At 25.6% G+C, this 5,475-nt stretch carries 6 protein-coding genes and 1 rRNA gene; 3 read left to right on the forward strand and 4 right to left on the reverse strand.

All coding sequences use genetic code 11. The features are described 5' to 3' along the window. From PKV21_08695 to PKV21_08705, 3 genes are all read left to right on the forward strand, one after another. A partial coding sequence (locus PKV21_08695; protein ID HOM27565.1) for a hypothetical protein occupies positions 1-1,110 on the forward strand: 1,110 nt, incomplete at its 5' end. A gap of 19 nt (positions 1,111-1,129) precedes the next feature. Beyond that, positions 1,130-2,494 (forward strand): PIG-L family deacetylase, encoded by a 1,365-nt coding sequence (locus PKV21_08700; GenBank protein HOM27566.1) that lies wholly within the window; start codon positions 1,130-1,132, stop codon positions 2,492-2,494. After that, entirely contained in the window at positions 2,481-3,521 is a 1,041-nt protein-coding gene (locus tag PKV21_08705) for a DUF2062 domain-containing protein (protein ID HOM27567.1), read from the forward strand. The genes PKV21_08700 and PKV21_08705 overlap by 14 nt, the downstream gene beginning before the upstream one ends. 7 nt (positions 3,522-3,528) lie before the next feature. Here the strand turns inward: PKV21_08705 and PKV21_08710 are convergent, their stop codons facing one another. The 4 genes from PKV21_08710 to ligA all read right to left on the reverse strand — a co-directional run. Then, entirely contained in the window at positions 3,529-4,161 is a 633-nt protein-coding gene (locus tag PKV21_08710) for an N-glycosylase/DNA lyase (protein HOM27568.1), read from the reverse strand. Between the two features lie 20 nt (positions 4,162-4,181). Next, a 5S ribosomal RNA gene (gene rrf / locus PKV21_08715) occupies positions 4,182-4,297 on the reverse strand. A gap of 55 nt (positions 4,298-4,352) precedes the next feature. Then, positions 4,353-5,222: a site-specific tyrosine recombinase XerD gene (gene xerD / locus PKV21_08720; protein HOM27569.1), complete on the reverse strand. Its 870-nt coding sequence runs from the start codon at positions 5,220-5,222 to the stop codon at positions 4,353-4,355. After that, positions 5,219-5,475: NAD-dependent DNA ligase LigA (gene ligA, locus PKV21_08725; protein HOM27570.1), on the reverse strand; the 257-nt coding region annotated here is incomplete at its 5' end. The genes xerD and ligA, both read right to left, overlap by 4 nt.

Here is a 5,475-nt window from a genome sequence, read left to right on the forward strand (position 1 = left end):
AAAAAAATTATTAACTTATCATATTCTGAAAACTATTTAAAAAGGTTCTGTGAAGTTTTAAATCTGGACGAAAAATATCTGATTTACGAAGAGAAAAAATTTGATGATTTTGACGTAAATATAATTGCAGGTGATATAAATTTAAAAAGGCCTCAAAAAGATATGCAGTTTATATTTGTAAATGAAAGACCTGTTTATGATTATGTTTTATCATCTGCAGTAAACAATTTTTATCAATCAATCTTTTTCTCTGAATTTTTTCCTGTTTTTTCTCTTTTCCTAAAAGTCCCTTCCGAAAATATTGATGTTAATATCCACCCAGCAAAAAGAGAAATAAAAAGTGAATCTGAAATAGCCAGAAAAATTGTTGAATTACTTAAAGAAATCCTTAGAAAAGGTAAAGTTAAAACAATAGAGGTTGAAAAAAAATATGAAGAGGCAAAAAAGGAATTAACGGATGAAGAGAAAATAAAAGAGAAAAACAATATATTTATTGAAACAGAAAAAAATAGTGAAGAACTTTTTATTTTAGAAAAAAAGGAAGAGTTTTTAAAAGAAAAAATAAAAAAATCTTCTTTCATTGGAATTTTTAAGTTCAAATATTTAATTTTTGAAGTTGAAAATAATTTGTTGATAATTGACCAGCACGCTGCCATGGAAAGAATTGTTTATGAAAAATTTATAGATGAAGTAGAAAAGGGTAATCTTCAAATTCAACAACTATTAACCCCTGTAATTATTGATTTAAATCCAGAAGAAATGACAATCTATGAAAAAACTGAAAAAATTCTTGAAAAATATGGGTTTTTAACTACAAGATGGAGTGAAAATAGAATAGCAATACACGGATATCCTTTTTTGATAAAAGATATAGAATTTGCGATAAGAAATATACTCGGAGAAAAAGATGTTAAAAAATATGAAAAAGAAGATATAGCAAAAAGAGCATGCAAAGTTTCCATTATGGCTGGAGAAAAAATATCTGAAAAAGAAGCAAGATATATTGTTGAAAAATTATCTGAATGTAAAAATCCTTTTGTCTGTCCCCACGGTAGACCTGTTGTAATTGAAATAAGTGAGAGATTTTTAGACAGTCAATTTTCAAGATAGATTATCTTGAAAAAATTTGATGGAATTACTATTTCGTGTTAAAACAAGTTTTATGAATACAAGAAAAATAATTGCATTTATTTTATCCATAACCTTTACTATTTTGGGGAATGAATTTAAAAAACTTGCTATAAATGAGAATGAAAGAGTTATTGTCTTTGCACCTCATCCTGATGATGAAATTATTGGTTGTGCAGGTCTGATTTCTTCTGTTATTGAAAAAAATGGAGAAATCTGGATTGTATATTTAACAAATGGGGACCATAATCAGATTACATTTAAAGTATATGAAAAAAAACCAATTCTGACACCTTCAGATTATATAAAACTTGGAGAGAAAAGAAGAAATGAATCAACAAATGCAACCTCTATTTTGAAAGTTAATAAAAATAATCTTATTTTTCTTGGATATCCAGATTTTGGTACATTAAAAATATGGAAGGAATTCTGGGGTAATACAAAACCTTTTAGAAGTTTTTTGACAAGAGCAAATTCTGTTCCCTATCAAGAAAATTATTCTTTTGGTAAACCTTATAAAGGAGAAAGTATTGTTTCAGATATTGAAAAAATTGTAAAAGAAATTAATCCAACAAAAATATTCATAACACCCCCTATTGATTTAAATGTTGACCACAGAGCACTTTTTAACTTTGTAAATCTTGCACTCCTAAATATATATAGTGATTCTACTTTTCCTGAAATTTACTGTTATTTAGTTCATTTTAAAAACTGGCCTCAACCTATAAAGTATAATCCAGAAATAGAACTACTTCCTCCTGATTCTTTAAAAAATCTTTTTGAATGGTATATATTGGAAATAGGAAAAGAACAAACAGAAAAGAAATACACCTGTTTAAACTGTTTTAACTCTCAAATCATTCTAAAAAAATCATGGTTTTATTCATTTGTAAGAACAAATGAACTTTTTTACAGATTATTTTATGATGTCATTAAGAATAATACAGAAATAAAATTTGAAAGTGAAAAAGAAGAATTTGAAAATAACAAAAAACAGTCAATCCCATTTAGTATTGTTATGCAAAAAAACAAAGATGAAATTTTATTTATTCTTTTACACAGAAAAAAATTAGTAGAAAAAGTTGATTACATTTTTTATTTATATCCCTGGAAAAAAAATATAAATTTTGGTATAATGCCAAAAATAAAGTTAAAAGTAAGCACAGAAAGAGGTATTTTAATTGATAAAACCCTTTCAAAAAAATATAGAATTCAATTAAATAAAGAATTAGACGGATTGAATTTTAAAATAGATACAAAAGAACTTGGAAATCCTGATTATCTCTTTTTCTCATCGGAAATCTCCATAAATGATATGATTCATGATTTTATTCCGTGGAGGATTATAAAGATTGAAAAAGATTAATATTAAATTTTTAAAAAACGAGTGGCAAAAAGAATTAAAAGTTCTAAAAAAAAATCCATTAAAAGTATCTCTCTCCTTTACAACTGGCGTTTTTATTGGTTTTACACCTACAATTGGTTTTCAAACAATTTTAAGTTATTTGGTTTCAAGATTAATTGGTGGGAGTTTCATAATCATGTTTATTGGTTCTTCTATCCCAACCGGAATTCCATATCTTATCCCATTTACCTATTATGGATGCTATAAAGTTGGGCTATTAATCACTAAAACTCACCCGGTTTTTACTCTATCGGAATTCAAAGAAATAAAGAGTTTTTTATCGTGGATTATTATAGATATTGGAAAACCTTTAATTTATGGATGTTTAATATGTGGAATAATTGGCTGGATTGTTTCATTCCTGATTATTTATTCAATATTAAAATTCAGGAATAAAAAGTTTTTTTCTGTATTTTTAGGTGTTTTATGGGAATGGTTTATTATCCCTTCTTTCTTTTATTTTATTTTTAAAAATAAAAAGATACTTGAATATGTCTTTCCTAAAAATAAATTTCTTTCACTTTTTATTTTCATTTTGTATTTTATTTCTGGATTAATTTTAACAGTTTTATCCTTTTATTCTTTACATAAAAAAGGGAAGGGAACTATAATGCCTGTAATGCCAACAAAAAAACTTGTAACAGATGGAGTTTATTCATATTGCAGAAATCCTATGTATCTGGGATATTCATTTTTATATTTTGCATTTGCTTTTCTTTTAAAAAACATATGGTTTTCTTTTATATCCATCGGAATTTTCATTTTTATATTTGTTCTCGCTAAAGTTTTTGAAGAAAAAAAATTATATGAAAGATTTGGTGAAGAATATCTAGAATATAGAACAAATACTCCCTTTATTATGCCGTTAAAAATTTTATGTTATTATAGAAGAAACTCACTTTTTTATTTCTTCTATTTGTGTTTTATCCTCTGTATTTTTATTTTTCTGTTTAACTTCTATCTTTTAATATGCTTATTATCAAAATAAAATTTTTTCATTTAAAAACCTTACCTGTTTCTTTTGCCCATAAAAGTAAATCAAGTTCGTCAGGTTTAATCTTTATTTTTTTTGAAAAATTAATAAATTTTTTTTCAATTTCAATATATTTTTTTTTAGTTAATGTTTCAGGAATTTTTTCTATTATTCTAAAATTTTTTAAATTTTTTAAAATATGCCTGTCAAGAATTGCAATATTATCTCCAAGACCTATATTTCTTAAAAAATGACTTGCTTCCTTCATACCAAATCCTTTTATATTTTTAACAAGAATTTCTCTTAAGAGATGTATATCTTTACAGGTCTTTATTAAATCTTTTAAATTACTTTCAAAAAATTTTTTTCTTGCCAGAATAATATATTTTGCCTTCTTTTTATTAAATCTCACTTTTTTTAATTTTTCTGATATTTCACTTTCATGCCCATAAAAAAGTAAATTCTCTTTTTTCAAAGTTTCTATCGCCTGCCAGCAAATTTCTGCTTTTGATTGAGGAGTTAAAATACAAAAGGAAAGTTCTGCAAAAATATCTTCAATATTTTTATTTAGATTATCTTTAAATTCTTTTATTCTTTTTTTTATTTCTGGTTTGATTTTTTTGTACAGTTTTTTTAAATCTTCTTTTGATTCCATTTTTCATAAAATAAAAATGTCTCTGGCAACACCTACTCTCCCACCTCCTCTCAGAGGCAGTACCATCGGCGTCGGGAGGCTTAACGACCGTGTTCGGGATGGGAACGGGTGTTGCCCTCCCGCCATGGTTGCCAGAGACACTATAATTATACCCAAATTTTTTTTATTTGTCAATAACAATTTTAAAAAATTCAGGAACGAGGATGGTATTTCTTGTATATCTCTTTTATTTTTTTTCTATTTAAATGTGTATATATTTCTGTTGTTGCAATTGATTTATGCCCGAGTAATTCCTGAACAATTCTTAAATCAAGTCCTCTTTCAAGTAAATGTGTTGCAAAAGTATGTCTTAAAGTATGTGGTTTAACATTTTTTTCAATTCCAGCATATTTTGCATATTTTTTAACTATCTTCCATACACTCTGTCTTGAAATTTTTTTACTTTGGTTATTAAGAAATAAATATTCATTGTCAACAGTTTTTCTTTGATTTAAATATTCTTTAATTATTTCTGTTGTAATATTATTTAAAAGGGCGATTCTTTCTCTATTTCCTTTGCCTCTTACTTTTACAAAACCACTTTCTAAATTTAAATCGCTTATTTTTAAGTTGCATAATTCAGAAATTCTCAAACCAGAACTATAAAAAAGTTCAAGAATTGCTAAATTCCTCAAATGTTTTCTTGAAATCTTGTTAACATTTAATAATTTTTTAACTTCTTCTTCCGTCAAAACATCGGGTAATTTTTTTTCTATCTTAGGACTTTCAATACTAATTTCAGGATTTTTTATATATCCTCTTGCTACAAGAAATTTGTAAAAATTTCTCACTCCTGATATTATTCTGACAATACTTGTTGATGAGTAGTTTTTTCTTTTTAAATATATTATAAAGGAAGTAAAAATTTCATAATTGAGTTTATTGATGTTAATTTTTTTTTCTTCAATAAATGCTTTGAATTTGTAAAGGTCATTTTTATATGCACTGACTGTATTTAAAGAAAGATTTTTTTCAATAAGTATATGATTGATAAACATTTCTATCATTTCTTCAAATGTCATTTATTCATCCTTTCTTTTACAAGTTTTTCAAATTCTTCCTCTGTTATAATTTTTATCCCGAGTTGTTGGGCTTTCTGTAATTTTGAACCGGGTTCACTACCGCATATAAGATAATCAGTTTTTTTTGAAACAGAATCGGTTACTTTTCCTCCAAGTTTTTTAATATAATCCTGTATTTCATTTCTTGAATAATTTTTTAATGTTCCAGTAATTACAAATGTCAAACCTGAAAGAATATCTTTTTTTTCTTCTG

The sequence above is a fragment of the bacterium genome (genome assembly GCA_035371905.1).
In the GTDB taxonomy this organism is placed as follows: Bacteria; Ratteibacteria; UBA8468; order B48-G9; family JAFGKM01; genus JAMWDI01.

What these genes read in the sequence shown, in the direction of transcription:
- xerD (HOM27569.1), bottom strand. Translation starts at nt 5,222, where the DNA reads ATGACATTTGAAGAAATGATAGAAATGTTTATCAATCATATACTTATT.
- PKV21_08710 (HOM27568.1), bottom strand. Translation starts at nt 4,161, where the DNA reads ATGGAATCAAAAGAAGATTTAAAAAAACTGTACAAAAAAATCAAACCA.
- PKV21_08700 (HOM27566.1), top strand. Translation starts at nt 1,130, where the DNA reads ATGGAATTACTATTTCGTGTTAAAACAAGTTTTATGAATACAAGAAAA.